The following is a 20,926-nucleotide window of genomic DNA, read 5'->3' on the forward strand; positions in this document are numbered from 1 at the left end:
TTAGGCTTCTAGGGACCTTTTATAAATTTTTTAAAGCTTTTTTTATTATAGTTTCTACAGTAGCCTCTGGATCTTCTTTAACAATTTTTTCGATGATTTTTTCAGATGTTTTTCGAACAAAACCAAGAACTTCTAGAGCAGATAACGCTTCATCTTTATTTGTATTGCTTTGCGACATGGAAACTTCATCTAAATCATATAGTTTTAACACTTTTTCCTTCAAATCAAGAATGACTCTTTGTGCGGTTTTGCTTCCAATTCCTTTAATAGTCTGGATAGTAACAACATCTCCTGACGCAATAGCATTAATAATTTGTTTTGGATCTAAGGATGAAAGCATTGTGCGGGCAATGCTTGCACCAATTCCTGAAACTGACAGTAGCATTTTGAAAATTTCCCTCTCCGATTTCTCAACAAAACCAAATAAAGTATGCGCATCTTCTTTTATTTGAAGATGAGTATAAAGTTTTATAAAATCAGTTTTGGGTATTAGCGAATAAGTATGTAAAGATATATTTACATGATAACCCACACCACCACAATCAATTACAACTTCAGTAGGTGTTTTTTCGACTAATTTTCCCTGTAAATGTGCTATCATAAATGTATTATCTGTTCAAATATAATAAAAAATGAGATTAAAAGGCAAAAGTATTGAGTTAATGAAGCTTGACTTTTGGCAAAACTAAACACTACCCTTTTTATTAACCTTTTAATCTCAACTTATTCAATTACTTTTTTTAGGCAATTGTTATTCTTATAATCTTTTACTTTTTTCTTGGGCATCAATTACTGCAATTGCAGCCATGTTGACCATTTCTTCGACACTTGCTCCCAATTGAAAAATATGAACTGGATTATTCATTCCCATCATAATTGGCCCTATAGAACTCACTTTATTTAATTCTTTCATGAGTTTATAAGTGATATTTGCCGCCTCTAAATTAGGGAAAATTAAAGTATTTACTTTTTTTCCTGCTAGTTTAGAAAAAGGAAACTTAGCCGTTAGCATTTCTGGATTTAAAGCAAAATCAGCTTGAACTTCACCATCTACAATAATATCAGGATGATTTTCATGCAAATAAGCTACTGCTTCTTTTACTTTCGAAGCACTTTCATTTACTGAAGAACCAAAGTTTGAGTAGGAAACCATTGCAATAACAGGTTCAATTCCAAACATTTTGGCGGTATTTGCTGTCATCACAGCAATTTTGGCTAGGTCATCTGCGGATGGATTTACATTTATTGCGGTATCTGACAAAAACATTGGACCTCGATTGGTCATCATTATGTTTGTTGTGGCCACCAATGACACTTTTGGTGCTTTACCAATTATTTGCAACATCGGTTTGACAACTGAAGGATAACTTCTAGAATGACCAGAGACTAAAGCATCTGCCTCTCCACTATTAACCATCATTGCGGCAAAATAGTTGCGCTCTCTCAAAAACTTTTCAGCGTCATAAAGTGATATTCCATTTCTTTTTCTAGAATGCCACAATTCGGTAGCGTATCGTGTTCTTCTTTCTGCTTCTTCCTCTAATTTTGGATCTATAATTGAAAGGTCAGCGTCAAAGCCAAGCTCTGCTTTCAATTCCAATATTATCTCTTTATTTCCTAATAAAATAGGATAACCTATGCCTTCTTCATAAACAATTTGAGCCGCTTTTAAAACATCTAATTGTTCTGCTTCTGCAAATACAATTCTTTTCGGATCTGTTTTGGCTCTATTGGTAATCATTCGAATCATTTTATTGTCATTGCCCAAACGATTCAAAAGTTCTTCTTCGTACTTATCCCAATCCGTTATTGGATTTAAGGCAACGCCCGAGTCCATAGCTGCTTTGGCAACTGCTGGTGCCACTACAGTAATCAACCTAGGGTCAAAAGGTTTTGGTATAATATACTCTCTACCAAAAACCAATTTGGTAGCACCATAAGCAACGTTTACTTGTTCTGGAACATTTTCTTTGGCAAGTGCAGCAAGTGCTTTTACAGCGGCCATTTTCATGGCCTCGTTTATTTTGGTAGCACGAACATCAAGAGCTCCTCTAAAAATATACGGAAAACCCAGAACATTATTAACTTGGTTAGGATGGTCGGAACGTCCTGTGGCCATAATAACATCTTTTCGAGTTGAAATAGCCAAGTTATACGCAATTTCAGGATCTGGATTTGCCATAGCAAAAACAATAGGATTTTCTGCCATTCCCAATAACATTTGAGGAGTCATAACATCAGCAGTAGATAATCCCAAGAAAATATCTGCCCCTTTTAAGGCTTCCTCAAGACTAACTGAAACACCTTCTTTGGCATATTTTAATTGCAATTCAGACAAAGCAGCATTATCTTTAGTCAAAAGTCCTTTGCTATTGAACATGGAGATGTTTTCTCTTTTCACTCCTAATAAAACATACAAATCAGCACAGGCAATAGCGGCAGATCCCGCTCCAGACACGACCATTTTTACGTTTTCGGCTTTTTTGTTTGCCAATTCTAAAGCATTAATCAATGCGGCCGATGAAATAATAGCTGTCCCGTGCTGATCATCATGCATCACTGGAATATTTAGTTCTTCAACCAGCCTGCGTTCGATTTCAAATGATTCCGGTGCTTTAATGTCTTCCAGATTTATACCTCCGAAAGTAGGAGCAATATTTTTTACGGTTTGGATAAACTCTTCAATATCTTTGGTTCCTATCTCAATATCAAATACATCTATATCAGCAAATATTTTAAACAACAAGCCTTTTCCTTCCATTACTGGCTTTGAAGCCTCGGGTCCAATGTCTCCAAGTCCCAAAACTGCTGTTCCATTTGTGATTACTGCCACCAAATTTCCTTTGGCAGTATATTTATAAACATTATTTACATCTTTTGCGATTTCCAAACATGGCTCTGCAACTCCTGGAGAGTAAGCCAAAGACAAATCTCTTTGGGTTGCATATTTTTTGGTTGGGACTACTTGAATTTTTCCTGGAGTTGGTTTAGCGTGGTACAATAACGCTTCTCTTCTTTTACTATTTTTGTCCATTTTTCTTTGGTTCTTTTTCTAGTTTTTTTATAACAAAGATAACTGACTTCAAATAAACAGAAGCTTTTAACTTATTTTTTTATTTAAATTACGGATAATTTATAACCAAAAAAAATAGCTACACATAATGTAGCTACTAAATAGTATTTTTAAACAACTGTTACTGCGAAATATACGAATCTAAATGTTTGATTGTCTCTTTTTGAACTTCAATTATAGATTTTACGACATCTCCAATAGATACAAGTCCTATTATCGTTTCATTCTCAATAACTGGTAAATGTCTGATTCTTCTTTTACTCATTAATTCCATACAATAATCCAAATTATCGGATGGTTTAACGGTCAGCACATCTCTCTCCATGATTTCGCTTACAGGTGTTTTCTTTGAAGACTTATCTTTTAAAACAATTTTTCTAGCATAATCTCTTTCTGATAGAATACCTTTTAAAGCTCCATCTTCAATTACAAGAATAGCTCCTATGTTTTTCTCCCCCATTACTCTCAACGCTTCGAAAACGGTAATGGTCGAAACAATAGAATAAACCTCTTTCCCTTTTGTGCTTAGTATTTGATTTACAGTCATAACAAATAAATTTTAGAACGTTAAATTTAGATAAAAATCACATACGAAAAGTAAAAAAAGTAAAAAAAAATAGTTACTAAAATATTAAATCCGGTGATGTCAATAGATTTAATTCTGATTTGAGTTTGTCGCTCAATATTTGCAAACCATATTGATATGATGCATTTACCCAGCCAAAACCTTCTTTTGCGATATAATCAAATTCGGTTCCTACATTTCCATATTCGGCAAAAACTTTATGTGAACTGGTTTCCAAATCAAATTTTTCGGGAATAGTACCGTTGTATTCTACTGCATTCTTTGTAATTAACCAAAGCCAACGGTAGATCATTTCTTGCGCTTTGTCGTTGTAATTGTATTTCAACAATCCTTCCCACAGCAACATTTGATGCGGCGCCCACCCAAAAGGATAATCCCATTGTCGCTGCGGTGCATTTTCATCGGTTTCCATCCAACTGTTTTGAGTACTACCGGTAATTCCGCCCGTTTTTACAAAAAGAGGTAAAGCATTCTCTACTAACTTTTTAGCTTGATTTTTATCACATAATCCCGCCCAAAGAGGAAAGAATGTCGTCGCTGCCTCAAATGGAAATTGTTTTTGGTTTACAAAATCATAATCAAAATACATTCCCGCTGTTTCATTCCAACACAGTTCATTCATCTTCTCTTTTCTAAACTCCGCTTTTTTAGCCCAATCACTTGGAGCATAGGTTACGTTTTCAACAGTAAATGAACCTTCAAAATAATCTCTTATTAAACTTTCAATGTCTTTTTCATATTTATAAAGAAAACTATTGACATCCACTGAATTTAAATTGGCACAGGTATTAATCAAGCGATTAGTCGTATCGTGACCACTTTCGCGCATACTTCGATCATGTACAAAATACAAATCCAGTTCAGGATCAGTAATCGTTCGAGCCAAATACTGCTTTTCGAATTCTCGAACAGGCAAATTATATTTAATCGCGTAAGGTTCTAAAACATCATCAAAATGGCCAGGTTCCACTTCAAAAGGCATTCCCACACCATCCGCTTTATATCGACTCAATCCTGTCGGTGTCAATCTATTCCCTTGTACCATCCAAACCGCATTGTATTCTAAAATCACCGTTTCCAGATGACTTCGTAGCCAGTCGTGACTTATGTTTTCCTCTTTTGCGATAGCAACAAGCAAAGAAGAATACAAAGGTGGCTGCGTTCTGGTGAGATAATAACTTCGATTCGCATTTAAGATTTTTCCATAATGCAGAATTTGATATTTGAAATTCTCGGCAATGGCAATTGCTTTGTCTAATTTTCCGTCAATTAATAATCCGACTCCAATAAAATAACTATCCCAGCCATACATTTCATTAAATCTTCCTCCTGGTACCACAAAAGGAACGCCTTGCAAACTATACACTTTTTGCTGCAAAGCCAGTGCCAAAATCCCAGGTTTATCATCCAGTGTTGCTACATAATCTTCCGAAATGACCGAAGGCATAACGACAACTTCGAAGTTATCCAACTCCTTTTCTAATTCTTTAAAATAAGCAACGCCTTGTTTGTCTTTTTCAGAAACATAAAGGGTTGCCATTTCATTCGAAGTTTTCACATCTTCGAGAATTAATTTCAATCCTTTCCTGTCAATGGTTCGGGTGAGTTCATCCCAATAGTCCTCTTTTATTTTCCTTGAAATTCTTTCCACAGGATTCTCCTGAATGTAATCCAAATCAACCTCGCCTAATATCTCTTCATTCTCTTTTAGCACCGCCAATTCTTGTAACAGATTAGACAAGTGATAAGTGCCTTGAATAATTTGTTCTTTATTGGTATTCTCATCTACCAACACAAATCTTTTTGGCCCCAAATCATCTTTGGTTATTTTTTTATCATGATCCGTGTCTTCTTGAAGCAGAAGTGCTTCAAACACTTGATCGACTTTAAGTAAGAACTTCATTTTTTTTATTTATTTTGTTAATAAAAAATAAAACTACAATAAGTATAGATAGTGGAATTAGCGAAAAATAAAACGCTTTACTTCCGCCAATTTTTTGAAATAAATATCCAATAATTACAGAGCCACAGGTTCCACCAATTGCAGAGAAAAAAGTCAACAAACCGGCAACTGCACTATGAAAACCTTTTTCTGTTGCACTTATTATAGTTGAATTTACAATCGGATAAATAGGAGCCAAAAACAAACCAATTAACGGAAAAACAAACCCGATTAATGGAACGTCAGATAAAGCATTAATTTGTGTAATCTCAATTCCAGAAGCCATTGGTAAAACAAAAATAATTAAGCTCGCTGCCGCAAATAAACAAATGGTCAAAAAAACATACCAATGTATTTTCTTGACAATTATACCCGAAACAAATCGTCCAAAGGCAATCGAAAGCATTAGAATCACAGCCATTTGACCTGCTAATCGTTCATTGAGGTGCAAAACTTTTTGATTAAAAGTAGGCAACCAAGACATTATTCCCTGTTCGGTCATGACATACATAAACGCAAAAACAGCAAAAAGAAGAATCAAAGGTCTTTTTAACAAACTCAGCATATCTTTAAAATCTTCCTTAAAAGATTTAGGATTTTCGACTTTGGGCAAATTGAATTTTGAGGTCAAAATAAAAACGAACACAAGAGCAATCAATCCCGCCAAAACCAAATAAACATTGAGCCAAGCTTTCGGATCGATTTCGCTATAAAACATTGGAAAAATGACATACGCAAATACAATACCAAGCATAAATACACTTTCGATATAACTCATAAAAGCCTTATGCTGTTTTTGCGTATCAACGACAACTCCAATGAGAGCCATGACGGAAACTTTAATTATCGCAAAAGAAAAACCAGTACACGCAAATAGCACAATGACACTCCAAAATGCATCTCCAAAATACATCACAAAACAACCTGCAAATACAACAGCCAAACTGATTAGCATTCCTTTTTTATACCCTAATTTAGGAAGCAATGAACCAATCAAAAAAGCAACAAATGCAATGGTCAAATCTTTGGCGGGCTCCAAGACACTTGCTTGTACCTCTGAGACTCCATACATGTTTTGAGACTTTTGAATCAACAACCCCACACTATTCAAAAGGGCTGCAAAAACAAAATAATTGATAAATAATGCGAGCTTTATGGTGATGTTTTTCATCTAAAATATTTTAATTAATTTATAAATCTGCATTAAGATAATCCAGAATATTGATTCCGTCTGGTAATCCTCCAATATTTTTAAGTTTTAAAACAGCCAATCTTTGTGCAATGGCAATCGTTTCTTCCCAATTTTTATTTTGCAACTGAGCGTATAAAAATCCCGTCCAAAAAGCATCGCCAGCTCCAGTGGTATCTTTTATTTCGGCAACAGGCAATGCTTCTTTACGAATAATCCCAGCATTTCTGTCAGACAGAATTACTCCATCCTTGCCTTTGGTCAAACAAATTGTAGAAGCTCCCAAACCATGAAAATAATCGAATATGAATTCTTCCGATTTTGCTTCCGCAAAAAGACGGTAACAATCATCTTCGCTTAATTTCACAAAAGGATTGGTAGACAAATACTCTTTCAGAACCAGTTTGGCTTCTTCCCGATTGGGCCAAATTCTCTCCGAAAAGTTAATATCTATACTCGTTTGCAATCCTAAAGCTTTTGCTTTTTTTGCGCTTTCAACGATGGTTTGTTGCGCTGGATTTTTGCTTAAAGCAAAACAAGTAGTATGGAATATTTTAGCACTTTTAAGTAATTCCTCTGGTATCTGACTTACTTCTATATGAAAATCTGCATCACGATACGGAATAAAATCGGGTGTCCCGGTAGATTTCGACACCAAAATAATCGAAGTAGAACCTTCATCTAATTGAGTGATTTGGGAGGTAATTACGTTCTTTTCTTGAAGTTTTTGAATACTAAAATCACCTAATCCATCCTTCCCGCAAGTAGCCACCAAAACCGACTTTAAACCCAATCGCGCTGCATTTGAAGCCACATTGGTAGGTGAACCACCAAGATACCTGTGATAATCATCGGTTTCTCTAATAGTAGCATTCACTTGATGACCGATACAATCGATCAACAATTCGCCAGCACATATAATATCAATCGTTTTTTCCATTTTAAATTAGAAATTTAAAATTAGCAAACCTATTTTGATGCAAAAAAATCGTCGCTGCAGCACTCCATGCACAAAAAGGAACACCATTTGGAGTTTTGGTTTCGCTATTGAAATTTTCATAAAAAGAAAAATTTTCAATAGCATTCACTTCATTTATGGCATCCAAAACTTCATCAGCTTCTTTTTGTTTTCCTTTAGACATTAGTGCCAATCCGTAAAATCCATTCACCATTGACCAACTCCCTCCATTATGAAACTCATTGGGGTAATTCCTAAATTCGTACTTGCAATTGTTTTTAAGAAGGTTCCAATCCAAATCGGATTCGTGTATAGGAGGCCAAAAAGCGGGTATCAAAAGCAAAGCCATATTATTTTTCAGTTCCAAAGAATAGTCTAGAATAGAATTTTGAAATTCATTTGACCCAATATTTAATATCAAAGCCAAAGAATTGGCAAAAGCATCAAATTGAGTTTTGTAACCGGCCGGAGAAAAAGAACAAGGCATATAATTTTGAAAAATCAACTCTTTATAAGCTCTTTCATGGTATTTGTCCCCAACTGAATGAGGTGTAAAATTGCATTCTATTTGTGCAATAATTATTTCGAGTTTGTCTATTAAAGCATTGCTTTTAGCAAAATGATTATAACTTTTCAAAGCCCAAACTCTCAACAATTGATCATATAAAACATAGCCGTCGGTTATATATTCATCAGCCCAATTACCCGATAAAGGAACATACAAAAGTCCTTTATTATTGAACTCCCAAGCTTCGAGCAATTGCAAACATTTCTCAATATTAGCTTGGTATTTTTTCACAAAAGAATGGTCTTTGGTATGAAAAGCATACTGACAAATTCCAATTACGAACCAAGTTACCGCATCTACTCTTCCGGCAAGACCACCATAACTTACTTCCACACCCTCTTCGCTGGTCATTACATTGGAGGGAATTGTCCCATTATAATGTTGATTTCGAGCTAAAGTCTCTAATGTTTTTCGAAAAGTCTCTATCAAATTTTCATCTCCAGAAGCCAATGCTGCCAATCCACAAATCACACCATCCCTAGCCCAAACTCTTTTGTAATTTGAAATATTTTGAGCACTTGCCAAAAATCCTTCCGAGGAAGATACTTTCTGAAGTAAGTTGATTGCCTTATTATATGCTAAATTATTCACTTATACTTTCTTTTGTTGTTATAAATAAAGTAAATACAGCGCTTAAAACTAATAAAACCCCTGAAAATGTTATTGCCAATCGAGGATCATTATTTAAAAAATGCTTGAGAATATAACCGAAACTAATAGTCTGAATAAACATTGGGATTACAATCATCATGTTAATGATTCCCATATAGACACCGTATCGTTCTTTTGGGATTTGCGAGACAACCATTAGATACGGAATTCCCATCATACTTGCCCAGCCAATTCCAAAACCGGTTATAGCTGGAAATAACAGGTATTTATTCTCAATATGTGGGAAAATTAAAAACCCAATTGCTGCCAAAATCAAACAAGTAAAATGTACCATTTTTGCTGAATATTTTTTTGCAAAATAGACCAATCCAAAAGCAACTAAAAAAGTCACTACATTATACCAACCATTTACTAAACCTGTCCAACTTACCGCTTCACCATACAATTTCATATCTTTTTGAGGCGTTGTATGCCAAACTGAAAGCGCTATACTTTTTGAAGAATTTTGCCAATAACAAAAAAGCGCATACCATTGAAATAAATAAACTAACGAAAGTTGCCACATTACTTTAGGCATGTCCTTTACGGCTTTTGCAATATCAATAAATGGTGTAAAAACATTTAAGGGTTCCGATTTCATTATTTTTAACTCTTCCTCTGAAGGAGGAATTTCTTGTGTTGTACGCGAACTCCACCAAACCGATCCAATAGAGCAAACTGCGCCTAGAAAAAAGGAAGCAAAAACCCATGTTGGTAATTTCCCTGTTGTACCAATGAAAATAAGCGGGAAAATAAATAAGGAGACATTGGCCAATGTTTGTCCAAAACCTGTAAAAAAACTTTGCGCTTGAAAGCCAATGGGCTGCTGTGACTCGTCTAACTTGTCGGCAATAAAAGCGCGATAGGGTTCCATTGCAGTATTATTCCCGACATCTAATATCCACAATAAACCTGCAGCCATCCATAACGAACTGCTAAAAGGAAAAAGAAACAGAGCCAAACTACAGATTAATGCTCCAATAAAAAAATAAGGTTTTCGTCTTCCTCCAAATTTTGGGGACCAAGTTTTATCACTCATTGCACCAATAATGGGTTGAATTAACAAACCCGTTAATGGCCCAGCAAGATTTAATATAGGGATTTGATCTGGACTAGCCTGTAAAAAATCATAAATCGGATTTACAGCGCTTTGTTGCAATCCGAAACTATACTGAATGCCAAAAAAACCAACATTCATATTGATAATTTGCCAAAAACTCATTTTTGCTTTAAAATTCATGCCGTGATTTAGTTAATATTTAATTAAAAGTAATTCTATACAAACAATTGAAACACAATATAAAATCGAAATCGATTTCGAAAACACCAAAAACGTTTTCGTAAAGCAAAAAGAATTGAGATATTATCCTTTTTCGAAAGGAATAATAACTTGTGTTTCCCAAGTAAGCTCATCACCGCCATTAAAAGGATTGGCCAAGAAATGCTCTAATGGCTTGTTATCTAAGACATAACCATTTTTCTTCGCAAAATCTATTAAAGCAAACCACGAACGATCAGAAGTCCTCATATTGCCAAAATAAGTAGCCTTCAAACCTTTCATAGCCGTAATCATTTTAAATTTTACATCCTTATCGGCTATGACCTTTGTATTTTTATCAATTGGAAAACAATAATTAAAATCAAGGGTTTCATTTTCAAAATCCCATTTTGTTACCTCAACATAAGGTCTTCCTTGAATTTTAATATTGTGAGTTTGTAGAAAGCTAGTAATTACTCCATCATTTCCAATCATGGTTTGCGCTTTTGTTTGCAACACCCCTTTTAAAGAAATATAAGCAACGTATACTTCATCAGAAGTTCCAACTCCGTCAATTTTTACTTTGAATTTTTTAATATGATCCTCAAGACCTTTCTTAAAATCAGTAATCTTATTAATCTGTTCTTCTTTAAATTCAGTTGTAAAAAATGGTGCAGTTACTTTATTATACAAACTATGTCCCAACTCTTTTATCCCAATATTCACTTTTGTTACAGAGTCATTTACGGGAACCATTTCCCAAGTATATTCTAGTTGGCTTTTCCCTTTGGACATTTTCTGCTTAATAAAATCGAAATTTCTTTTCTCAACGATACTGTATTTTTCCTTCTCTTTTGCAAACCGAATAGCTGACCACTCTTGAACTCCTTGAAAAACAGTCCCTGTCGCAGCTTTTACAGTAAACGTAATCGTATAATCATTTTCTTTTACAAACAAATACCAAATTAGAAAAACAGCTAATATTATGCTTAAACTTAAAATTACTTTATTTTTAAACTTCATAACTACTTCGTCATTTTTAATTTATTCACTACAAAATCACCTACATTCTTACCTTCGACCATTCCGTTTTCTATAGCGGCTCTATAATGGATTCCTCCATAAAAACGACTCATGGCCGCTTCTTTTGAAGCTTCAATAAAAGATTTAAAAGAACGGCTTGGAAGTCCAAACTGCAATTCAGTATCATCTGTAAAAGAGAAATTATCTCCAAAAATAGAAGTCAAAACAGTAGCCGCTACTGTCGACAAAACCGAATGTCCACTTGTATATTCTGGGAAAGGCGGCGTTTGCAAAGCTGGTTTCCAATTTTCGTCTATATTTTGATTGATTACCGTTTCTGGACGCACCACATTGCTTCTGTATTTCTCGTCCCAACAACTTATAAATGCTTCAAACATTCCGATTGATGTTTTGGTATAAGCAAAAACTGTTTTATCAAAATCGGCTTTATTAATTTTACAAGCAATTTTAGTGATTCCCATCCAATGTGCGCCTGGAGAAATTTTCTTTTTGGCAAACATCATGTGTCCCTGACTAACGGAAACATAGGGATTACAATCCCAAAATTGGGCAATTTTAATCTCATTACAATTATCGCCTTTCTTTTTCATATCCAAACTGATATCATATACTTCTTGAACTTGTTTGAAAAAAGGAGATTTTTTTTCTACAGAAAAAGGCAATGCAGGAGCAGGTTTAAACTGAGACGCAGAATCTAATACCAAAGTTCTTATTTCTCCCCAATGTGGTTCAACTGCATCCATATAGGCTGGAGGAGTTGGTTGCCATCTTCCAGCTTGATTGGCAAAAACAGAAAATTTAGGCATCGTTCTGGTTTGTTTGTAATTGTCTTTCCCCATCCATTTCTTGATGCGCTCAGCCACTTTTAAACCATATTCTTTGGAAACTTCAAACTCTTTTGAGTTCTCGTTTTCCCACTTTTTATACAAACTGTCTCTAAAAACTTCAATCATATCCTCTGAAAAAACCAATTGCTTGCTCACTTCCATGTGGGCAATCAAGGCTGCTAAATCTTTATTAACGCCACTTTTTGGATCTAAAACCGGAATAGAATCCAAGCCATTCAACTGTCCTTGTAGTGAATTATATTTTTTACTGTTTTGAGCAATTACTTCGTAAGCAGCAACATTGGGATACACAAAAATTCTGCTCGCAACTGGAGGAGAGAAAATATCGTGAATCATAATTTGTGTAACATTTTCTATTGCTGCATGGTATTCATCTGGTGTTACCACTATTGCTTTTTGTTTTTCACATGAAATAAAAAGCAAACAAACTGCCGCTAGGGTATATATTTTAGATTTCATATTCTTTATGTATTATTAAATTTTGAGTAGGTTTAATTTTTTTTATTAATTCAAATTCATTGGCATTTCATATACCTCAGCTTTTTTATTATTAATGGTAACCAATAAATATTTTTTACCATTGAAATTTATAATATCCAAGTGTCTTACTGCTTTTTGAGTCAAGTAAATCCCAATTTGATTTCCTAGAAGAATGTTTTTTTCATTCTTGATTAATGCTCCAGAGAATCCGTCAAAACGACTATGGTATGGTGTAACTCCAAAATAATTTCCAGCAGCAAAAACTTCTTCTTTCGCATCATTATCAAAATTGGATTTCACAAAACAGGTTATAGGAGATACTTGCATTTTATTGGCAAAAGGGACAAATATAAATTTCCCGTTATCGTTTCTCAAGTAACCTGATTTTAAGTTATGCACTTCATACAACTTCCCAGCCTCCAACATTTTCATATCAAAAACTTCTTCTAATGGCTTTCCTGCAAATGATTTGTAACTGTTGAATTTCTTTTTCAATAAACCACTAAACTCTTCCACCAGTTCATCAAGGCCCATTGTAGTGTAGTATTTTCCGTTTTTTTCTTTGGCAACAATTGTTTCAAAAGTTCCATTTTTATCAAAATCATCATAATACATTTTCATAGGAAATTCTTGCGAAGCCTTGAATTTGGAATTCATTCCCCAGTTTCCAACCAAATAGTCTTGATCTCCATCATTGTCGATATCAAACGGAATTATTGATTGATACAATCCATTGGCTTTTTCTGGAAAAACAGTTTCAGTTACATTAACAAATTTTCCGTTTTTATTGGCAAAGAAAGTAGGTTTCATCCATTCTCCTACAACTATTAAATCTGTTTTACCATCTTTATTAAAATCGGTAAAAACGGCATCGGTAACCATGCCAATCCCTGCAAAGGTTTTCGCATCCGTAAATGTAAAGACACCATTATTATTTTTCAACAAATAACAGTCAGGAGTGCTGCCAAATCTATTATTTAATGAATTATTACCTACAAAAACATCTAAGTCACCATCATTATCATAATCGAAAGCTTTGACTACTGATGCGTTTTGGGAAAGTTTAGGTAAAAGTGAATTAATGAATTGATTCCCTTTGGCAACATACAATCGATCTTGCAAGTTTGAAGCATTCTCTCCACCTCCTGAAGCCACAAACAAGTCATTGATTTTATCGTTATTAAAATCTCCAATTACCGCCGAAGCATCTTCAAAAACAGAATCTTTTTCGATTTCACTATAGATTTTTTTAGAAAATCCATTTGTATTTTGAATATAAATAGTTGCTTTTTTCCCTTTAGAACCGCCAAAAAAGATATCTTCTTTACCATCTCCATTCAAATCACCGATGGCTGTTGCAGGACCTCGATCCGAACGTTGGTATGGAATTAATTTTTGATACACAAAATCGATATAATCATTTTCTTGGTGAATAAAATCGATTCCTAAACCTGTTTCCACTTTCTTGAAAACGGGAATTACTTTAGGATGCAACTTTTGGTAATCAAATGCTTTTCTAACGGCATTTGCCTTTATAGTCATGCTTTGATTGGTTTTTACATCCTTTAAAGTTTGAACCGTTTTGTCTGGCCAAATCACAACCAAAGAATCAATTTTAGTATTTTTTCCATATCCAAAATGAATCATTGGTTCTGATGATGATTGAAAACCTCTGGTGGTTTGCAACTCTTTGAATTGCATTTTTCCTTTCGAATATGAAATCACTTTAGACCCAATTCCAAAAATATTTTTGCCTACAAATCGAAGTTTTATTTTTAGATAATTGGCTTTATTATTCGTTTGATTAATATAGACAGAAGCAATATTATTGATGTTATTTGTAACCACATCCAAATCTCCATCATTATCCAAATCGGCATAACCACTTCCATTTGAAATAATTGAATCATTCTCAATCCATTGGTTCGATTTGTTAATAAACTGTAAATCGGGAGCTCCTTCAAAAACAAAATTAGTCACATTCCCTTTTGGCATTTTTTTTAATGCCATTTTATCCAATAATTTGGTTGTATTGATTTTGCTTTTGACCTGTTCATTCGAATAGTATTTCACATAATCCAAATCGTTTGGTCGTTTTGGAATTCCGTTACAAACAAATATATCTTGTTCACCATCTTGATTATAATCTGCAAATAAGGCGCTCCAACTCCAATCTGTAGCGGCAACTCCACTCAACAAAGCCACTTCTGTAAAATGTTTCCCTGCTTGGTTAATTTGCAACATGTTTCGAGTATATTGATAATGATACCCATACTTTTCGGTTCTCAATTTTAACATTTGCACATTATCATCACCCAAAGAAGATTTCAAAACCGTTTCGTCTTCCGGAAGCATATCAAGCGACATAATATCTGGAAAACCATCATGGTTAACATCGGCCACATCAACTCCCATTGAGAATCTACTGGTGTGTCCAAAATAGCTCTTTAAACTTTCAGTAAAAGTACCGTCTCCGTTATTAAGGTAATAATAATCGTCTTCGTGAAAATCATTCCCAATATAAATATCTGGGTAACCATCTAGATTAAAATCCGAAACTGCAATTCCCAAACCGTATCCATTAGCTCCGCCAAAAACTCCCGCTTGCGCACTTACGTCTACAAATTTACCATTGTCATTTTTGAATAATTTATCTCCGCATTCATAATTTCTATTGTTTCGGATATTGGCATTTCCAAAAGACAATTCCGAGTGTACTGCATGATTTAACAAATACATATCCAGATCCCCGTCTAAATCATAATCAAAAAAGGCTACCGAAGTACTGTAATTATCAAGATCCAAACCGTATTCGGCAGCACTTTCGGTAAACGTGTTGTTCTTATTATTAATAAACAATTCATTATGCCCTTCAAAACCATTAATCCCAACTACGGCGCACACATAAATATCAAGAAAACCATCGCCATTTACATCGGCCATAATGGTCCCTGTATTCCAATCGCTTTGGCCTTCAACCCCTGCTTTTGCAGATATATCTTCGAATTTATTATTGCCTTTATTCAGATACAATTTGTTTTTTCCTTGATTGGAAGTAAAATAAATATCTACCAAACCATCATTGTTGATATCTCCAAGAGCAACACCTCCTCCATTATAATAGTAGAGATAATCTAATATGGAAATATTTTTGGATTCTAAAAGTTCATTATTAAAAGTAATATTGCTTTCTTCCGGAGCCAATTTTTCAAACAAACGATCTTGTTTATCTGAACAACCCATGGCAAGCAATGCAAACAATCCTAGACTATAAAATTTATTCATTGCTTTTAAATATTTTTGGGGTATTATCATTTCTAACGGCCACAATTGAAACCGAATTATTTTTATTTTTAATTTTTTGAATGTGCCTAATTTCTCCTTTCAAAAAGAAACCAGATTGATCATAAGGCAACCATGAATAAGTACCTGATTTACTGCCAAGAAGTACGCTTCCATAATTTGAGTCTAACCTCGCAAATTGAGGTTTGAATTCGTATTGGTTTCCTCCAAGAACAAGATCCAAAATTCCGTCTTTATTCACATCCATTGTGCAAATAGTATTCACGCAGGAGAACTGCACTTCTTTTGGCAGCGTTTTAATTGCAAAATTGCCGCTCCCTTTATTAATAGCAATTACACTTTCTTGAATATTAACTATTTTCTGAATCGAATTATCCACTACATCCTGAGCAAATATTTCCTGAAATGATTTTTTGGAATAATCCGCATAGCTCAAATTTTTCTTTTTAATAGAAGGAATCTGACCTGCCAATTCTTTCTTTAGATGCAATGGCATATCTCTTTCGTCAATAGTTCGAGTCGTTATTTGTTCAATAGTTCCATTATTATCAAAATCATTAACAAACAATCGCATTGGATTTTTTTCGGTGGCCTTGTATGAAGTATTGGTTCCTTTATTCCCTAAAACAAGGTCTTTCTTCCCATCATTGTTTAAGTCAACACAATTGATTGCATTCCAAAAACCACTAAAATTAGATAGATTGGATTTGAAATCTACTAAACGATGCCCCGTGTTTTTAAAAATTCTAGGTGCCATCCAATCGCCAACAACGATTAAATCTTTTTTGCCATCATTATCCATATCTTCCCAAACAGCATCGGTAATCATGCCCACTTCATTTAGTTTGAAAGCTTTTTTATCAGTGACATTTGTAAAATTACCTTTACCGTCATTTTCCAATAATAATTGTTTTGGATCAATTCCGTAAACTCCAGGCACACTTCTACTCGCGACAAATACATCTGTATCTCCGTCATTATCAAAATCATATGGCGCAATTACCGAAACGTTATTATTGTTTGTCGGGATAACTGTTTTACTTTTCATAAAAATTCCCTTTCCATCATTCAAATACAAACGGTTTTTATAATTGGCTTGATCTGCTTTTTCATTTCCACCAGAACCAACCATTAAATCCAAATCTCCATCGTTGTCCGCATCAAAGAAACTAGCTGCTGTATCTTCATAATTTACATCGGCAACTAAATCATTTTGTTTTGTAATCGAGAAAGAATCATTTCCTTTATTCAAGTATACATTTCCAGCCATTCCTTTGGCACCACCAATAAAAATATCGTCATTCCCGTCGCCATTAACATCACCAACAGCAAGAGATGGCCCCTCTTGAGAAAGCATTTTCGATATCAACCCTTCGTAATCAAAATCGATATAATCATTTTCTTTATGGGCTAAAAACGAACTTGATTTTTCAGAAAAAAGTGGTTTTACTACTGCCTTTTTTGGAATATAATTTAAAGTAGCATCTCCTATATTTAAATTTATAGTCGAATTATTAGCTACTTTTTTAATCGTTTGAAATTTTCCATTTGGCCAAATGACTTGAAGTGAATCTATTTTTTTGGTTCCAATTCCAAAAGTCATTACATAATCTATTGACGATTGAAAACCTCTGGAAGGAATTAATTCTTGTCTGATGATTTCTTTTCCCGAAAACAATTCGACTACACTTCCAATAGCAAATTTATTTTGGTTTTCGCCTTTCAATTTGACTTTTACAAAATGATTTTCTTTCTTTTTCTCCGAATTATTTTGAAAAACAAATGCTTCCTGATTGACGTTACTTACTATCAAATCAAGATCTCCGTCATTATCCAAATCTCCATAAGCGGCTCCATTTGAAAAACTTGGTGTATCCAATCCCCAATTTTTTATTTCATTGGTAAAGGTTAAATCTTTATTGTTTTTGAATGCATAATTTGGAATCGGTGTACTTGGCATTTTATTAATGATGTCTTCGATTTGCTCCTTTTTTCCCGTGACAGTCATTCTCTGAATGAGTCCATTGGCAAAAAAGTCCATAAAATCCTGATTGGTTAAATCATTATAAATTCCGTTGCAAACATAAATATCTTTATAGCCATCATTATCCATATCAAATAATAAAGCTCCCCAACTCCAATCTGTTTTGGCAACTCCTGCATAATTAGCAATTTCAAGAAATTGATTGTCTCCATTATTCAATTGTAGTGTGTTTTGCATATACTGATTGAAAAAATCAAGATGCAATTTTCTGGTAAACAAATCATAATTATCAAAACTGGTTGTAGTTTTTAACCTTTCGTCCCCTTCCGGCAACATATCGGTAACAAAAATATCTGCTTTCCCATCATTATTGATATCTGCCATGTCAGCTCCCATTGAAGACTGACTTGTATGCGATGCCCAACCTTGTATTTGCTCACTAAAAGTTCCGTTTTTATTGTTGATATATAAATAATCTCGTTCGTAAAAATCATTCGAAATATAAATGTCTGGATATAAATCTCCATTTACATCACCAACAGTTACACCGAGTCCAAAACCAATAAGACTGCCGTAAATACCCGCAGCTTCACTTACATCAACAAATTTTCCGTTGTCGTTGCGCAAGAGTTTGTCTCCACCACCTTTTAAAATATCATTTACAGGCCAATCTTTGTCACGTAATTCTCTTTTATTCGAATAATTTAGGCTACTTACTGGAATGAAACTATTATTTAAAATATAAACATCAAGGTCACCGTCTTTGTCATAATCAAAGAAAGCCGCATGAGTTGTGATACCGGTATCGGCAAGGTTATATTCGGCAGCTTTTTCGGTAAAAGTTAAGTTTCCATTATTGATAAACAATTCGCTTTTTCTTGCTGCATCTATTCCATTTCCAGCATTACAAACAAAAATATCAAGCAAACCATCCCCATTAATATCAACCATTTCAACCCCTGTTGACCAAGATTTTGATATTACGATCCCTGCTGTTTTGGAAATATCTTGAAATTTGAAATTTCCTTTATTTAAATAGAGTTTATTCTCACCTAGATTTGAAGTAAAAAAAACATCCGAAAGACCATCGTTATTGATATCTCCAATGGCAACACCTCCTCCATTATAAAAATTTCGATATTTAAAGATGTTCATGTTTTTACCATTCTTAACTTTATTTACAAAATCAATTCCGGTTTTTGAAGACTCTAGTTTAGTAAATAGACTGTCTTTATTATCACTATTATTTTTGGAACAATTTGTAAAAAGAAAAATAAATAGCAAAAATAGAACAATACGTTGTAACATAGTATAGGTAGTATTTGGTTAAGTAATTTGGTTATTTATAATGTCCTAATTTATACAATAAACCATTATCAGTAATCAAAATATTGAGAAAATTATAAATAAATAAAGAGGGTAATAAATCACCCTCTTTACAAACTAACTCAAAACAAAATGAAGTGAAAAAATTTTAGTATCCAGGATTTTGTTTAATATTTGGATTAAACAAAGCATCGGAAGGAATAGAATACAATAAGTATTTAGGATCTGACACTTTAGTTTTTAATTCTCTAGGAAGAAGGAATTTTTCAAAACGAATCATATCGTTTCTTCTCCAGCCTTCCCACCATAATTCTCTTCCTCTTTCTGCATATACATTTTCTAATGAAGCCGTTGGAGCAGGTACACCTGTTCTAAGTGCGATTTTATCCATAATTGCTTGTGGAGAACCATTGGTTGAAGCAGCACCACCTCTTAAAATTGCTTCGGCTTCCATTAATAATGCATCAGAATAGCGCATCAAAACATAATCATTTCCTGGTTTACCTAAATCAGCAATATCTGGCTCGTATTTTTGAGCTCTAATTCCCGCTGTTTCAATTGTAGGGCCTGTTACAATTAAAGATATTTTTTTGGTAAAGAACAAAGGAGCTCCGGTTCTATCTTTTAAAGGGACAGTTCCACCAGCAGATATTAAAGCCCCAGTATCTTTATCATATTTGTCTGGAGCATACATCTGACCATATTGAAAACCAATAGGGTTACCAAAATTTGAAATAATAGATGGAGTTGAATGCTGGCGACGTTCGTCTGCTGCATTAAATCTATCGTAGTATTCAGCCATAGTTGTAAATCCATTCCATCCATCAGGAGTTTGATTATAATGCATTCCCATTCTCCATCTAGATTGAATTGGACCACCATCTCCTCCAGTTGAATTTTTAGAAGAAAACAAAATTTCTGGTGACACATTATTAGTTGGTGCAAAGTTTTCCCAATAGGAAACAGCCAAGCTACTATTTATAGCTTCAACATGTGCAATAACTTTGTTCATGTCGGCAGCTTGAAAAACATAAGGACCAGCAGGCGTAGCATTCATATAAACTCCAAGGTTCAAATAAATTTTAGCTAATAAAAAATGTCCTGCATCTGCATTTACGATACTCGCATCACCAGCAATACGTGCAGGTAATGATGGCAAAATAGCTTCTAATTCGCTTATTACATATGCTATCGCTTCAGGTCTTGACCATACTTTTGGATCGTCTGTCAACGGAGTCCCAGGCTCTCTATAAGGAGCTTGTCCAAACAAATCTACTACATTAAAATAGTAGAATGCTCTTAAAAAACGAGCTTGTGTTATTTCTGAGGCAACTGTAGAATTTTCAATAATTACATTACAGTTATAGACACCAGAGAGTAAATTATTCCATGCGTTTAAAATTTCTGCATTATCAGATGTCCACGATTGCGCTTGAAACTGTCTCCATTTTGCATTATCATCCCAGTCACCACCACGAGTTGGCCCTACCAAGCCATCTCCAGACATTTCGTCCATGGTAAACATCATTCCTTGATCTTGAAAATTTCTCAAACCATTATAGGCAGTAGTCAATAAGGCAGCAGTATTGACTGCACTTGAACCTCCAGTAGGTACACCATCACTAATTTGCTCATCTAAATTTGTACAACTTACACCAAGAACTAGTGTGCTTGCAAATAAGATGCTTTTAATTATATTTATTCTTTTCATGTTTT

13 protein-coding genes are annotated in these 20,926 nt (G+C 34.2%); all 13 read right to left on the bottom strand.

Going from position 1 to position 20,926, the window contains the following annotated elements:
- Positions 1 to 19: 19 nt before the first annotated feature.
- The 13 genes from ruvA to OLM57_RS02130 all read right to left on the bottom strand — a co-directional run bounded on the left by ruvA (position 20) and on the right by OLM57_RS02130 (position 20,921).
- Complete coding sequence (gene ruvA / locus OLM57_RS02070) at positions 20 to 601, bottom strand: Holliday junction branch migration protein RuvA (protein ID WP_264565580.1); 582 nt, start codon at positions 599 to 601, stop codon at positions 20 to 22.
- A gap of 156 nt (positions 602 to 757) precedes the next feature.
- The gene (locus tag OLM57_RS02075; RefSeq protein ID WP_264565581.1) at positions 758 to 3,034 is read right to left on the bottom strand and encodes an NADP-dependent malic enzyme; all 2,277 of its coding nucleotides are present in this window, start codon (positions 3,032 to 3,034) and stop codon (positions 758 to 760) included.
- 160 nt (positions 3,035 to 3,194) lie between these two features.
- Positions 3,195 to 3,620 carry a CBS domain-containing protein gene (locus OLM57_RS02080; protein WP_264565582.1) on the bottom strand — a complete coding sequence of 142 codons (426 nt, stop codon included), beginning with the start codon at positions 3,618 to 3,620 and terminating at the stop codon, positions 3,195 to 3,197.
- 76 nt (positions 3,621 to 3,696) lie between these two features.
- The gene (locus OLM57_RS02085) at positions 3,697 to 5,562 is read right to left on the bottom strand and encodes an alpha,alpha-trehalase (RefSeq protein ID WP_264565584.1); all 1,866 of its coding nucleotides are present in this window, start codon (positions 5,560 to 5,562) and stop codon (positions 3,697 to 3,699) included.
- Positions 5,546 to 6,772, bottom strand: a complete 1,227-nt coding sequence (locus OLM57_RS02090; RefSeq protein ID WP_264565585.1) for an MFS transporter — start codon at positions 6,770 to 6,772, stop codon at positions 5,546 to 5,548. The genes OLM57_RS02085 and OLM57_RS02090 overlap by 17 nt, the downstream gene beginning before the upstream one ends.
- Before the next feature lie 19 nt (positions 6,773 to 6,791).
- Entirely contained in the window at positions 6,792 to 7,730 is a 939-nt protein-coding gene (locus OLM57_RS02095; protein ID WP_264565586.1) for a carbohydrate kinase family protein, read from the bottom strand.
- Position 7,731: 1 nt separating this feature from the next.
- Positions 7,732 to 8,907, bottom strand: coding sequence for a glycoside hydrolase 100 family protein (locus OLM57_RS02100; protein ID WP_264565587.1), 1,176 nt, complete (start codon positions 8,905 to 8,907; stop codon positions 7,732 to 7,734).
- A complete protein-coding gene (locus OLM57_RS02105; RefSeq protein WP_264565588.1) occupies positions 8,900 to 10,207 on the bottom strand; it encodes an MFS transporter in 1,308 nt (435 codons plus the stop codon). Before OLM57_RS02105 ends, OLM57_RS02100 begins: the two co-directional genes overlap by 8 nt.
- Before the next feature lie 123 nt (positions 10,208 to 10,330).
- The gene (locus OLM57_RS02110) at positions 10,331 to 11,248 is read right to left on the bottom strand and encodes a hypothetical protein (RefSeq protein ID WP_264565589.1); all 918 of its coding nucleotides are present in this window, start codon (positions 11,246 to 11,248) and stop codon (positions 10,331 to 10,333) included.
- A 2-nt stretch (positions 11,249 to 11,250) separates the two neighbouring features.
- The gene (locus tag OLM57_RS02115) at positions 11,251 to 12,576 is read right to left on the bottom strand and encodes a vanadium-dependent haloperoxidase (RefSeq protein ID WP_264565590.1); all 1,326 of its coding nucleotides are present in this window, start codon (positions 12,574 to 12,576) and stop codon (positions 11,251 to 11,253) included.
- Between the two features lie 45 nt (positions 12,577 to 12,621).
- Positions 12,622 to 15,882: a VCBS repeat-containing protein gene (locus tag OLM57_RS02120; RefSeq protein WP_264565591.1), complete on the bottom strand. Its 3,261-nt coding sequence runs from the start codon at positions 15,880 to 15,882 to the stop codon at positions 12,622 to 12,624.
- Positions 15,875 to 19,192 (bottom strand): VCBS repeat-containing protein, encoded by a 3,318-nt coding sequence (locus OLM57_RS02125; protein ID WP_264565592.1) that lies wholly within the window; start codon positions 19,190 to 19,192, stop codon positions 15,875 to 15,877. The genes OLM57_RS02120 and OLM57_RS02125 overlap by 8 nt, the downstream gene beginning before the upstream one ends.
- Positions 19,193 to 19,358: 166 nt before the next feature.
- A complete protein-coding gene (locus tag OLM57_RS02130; protein WP_264565593.1) occupies positions 19,359 to 20,921 on the bottom strand; it encodes a RagB/SusD family nutrient uptake outer membrane protein in 1,563 nt (520 codons plus the stop codon).
- Positions 20,922 to 20,926 lie beyond the last annotated feature (5 nt).

Origin of the sequence: Flavobacterium sp. N3904 (assembly GCF_025947305.1) — a bacterium.
Classification (GTDB): domain Bacteria; phylum Bacteroidota; class Bacteroidia; order Flavobacteriales; family Flavobacteriaceae; genus Flavobacterium.

Excerpts from the sequence above, each read along its gene's own strand:
- ruvA (WP_264565580.1), bottom strand. The coding sequence starts at position 601 with ATGATAGCACATTTACAGGGAAAATTAGTCGAAAAAACACCTACTGAA.
- OLM57_RS02075 (WP_264565581.1), bottom strand. The coding sequence starts at position 3,034 with ATGGACAAAAATAGTAAAAGAAGAGAAGCGTTATTGTACCACGCTAAA.
- OLM57_RS02080 (WP_264565582.1), bottom strand. The coding sequence starts at position 3,620 with ATGACTGTAAATCAAATACTAAGCACAAAAGGGAAAGAGGTTTATTCT.
- OLM57_RS02085 (WP_264565584.1), bottom strand. The coding sequence starts at position 5,562 with ATGAAGTTCTTACTTAAAGTCGATCAAGTGTTTGAAGCACTTCTGCTT.
- OLM57_RS02090 (WP_264565585.1), bottom strand. The coding sequence starts at position 6,772 with ATGAAAAACATCACCATAAAGCTCGCATTATTTATCAATTATTTTGTT.
- OLM57_RS02095 (WP_264565586.1), bottom strand. The coding sequence starts at position 7,730 with ATGGAAAAAACGATTGATATTATATGTGCTGGCGAATTGTTGATCGAT.
- OLM57_RS02105 (WP_264565588.1), bottom strand. The coding sequence starts at position 10,207 with ATGAATTTTAAAGCAAAAATGAGTTTTTGGCAAATTATCAATATGAAT.
- OLM57_RS02110 (WP_264565589.1), bottom strand. The coding sequence starts at position 11,248 with ATGAAGTTTAAAAATAAAGTAATTTTAAGTTTAAGCATAATATTAGCT.
- OLM57_RS02115 (WP_264565590.1), bottom strand. The coding sequence starts at position 12,576 with ATGAAATCTAAAATATATACCCTAGCGGCAGTTTGTTTGCTTTTTATT.
- OLM57_RS02120 (WP_264565591.1), bottom strand. The coding sequence starts at position 15,882 with ATGAATAAATTTTATAGTCTAGGATTGTTTGCATTGCTTGCCATGGGT.
- OLM57_RS02125 (WP_264565592.1), bottom strand. The coding sequence starts at position 19,192 with ATGTTACAACGTATTGTTCTATTTTTGCTATTTATTTTTCTTTTTACA.
- OLM57_RS02130 (WP_264565593.1), bottom strand. The coding sequence starts at position 20,921 with ATGAAAAGAATAAATATAATTAAAAGCATCTTATTTGCAAGCACACTA.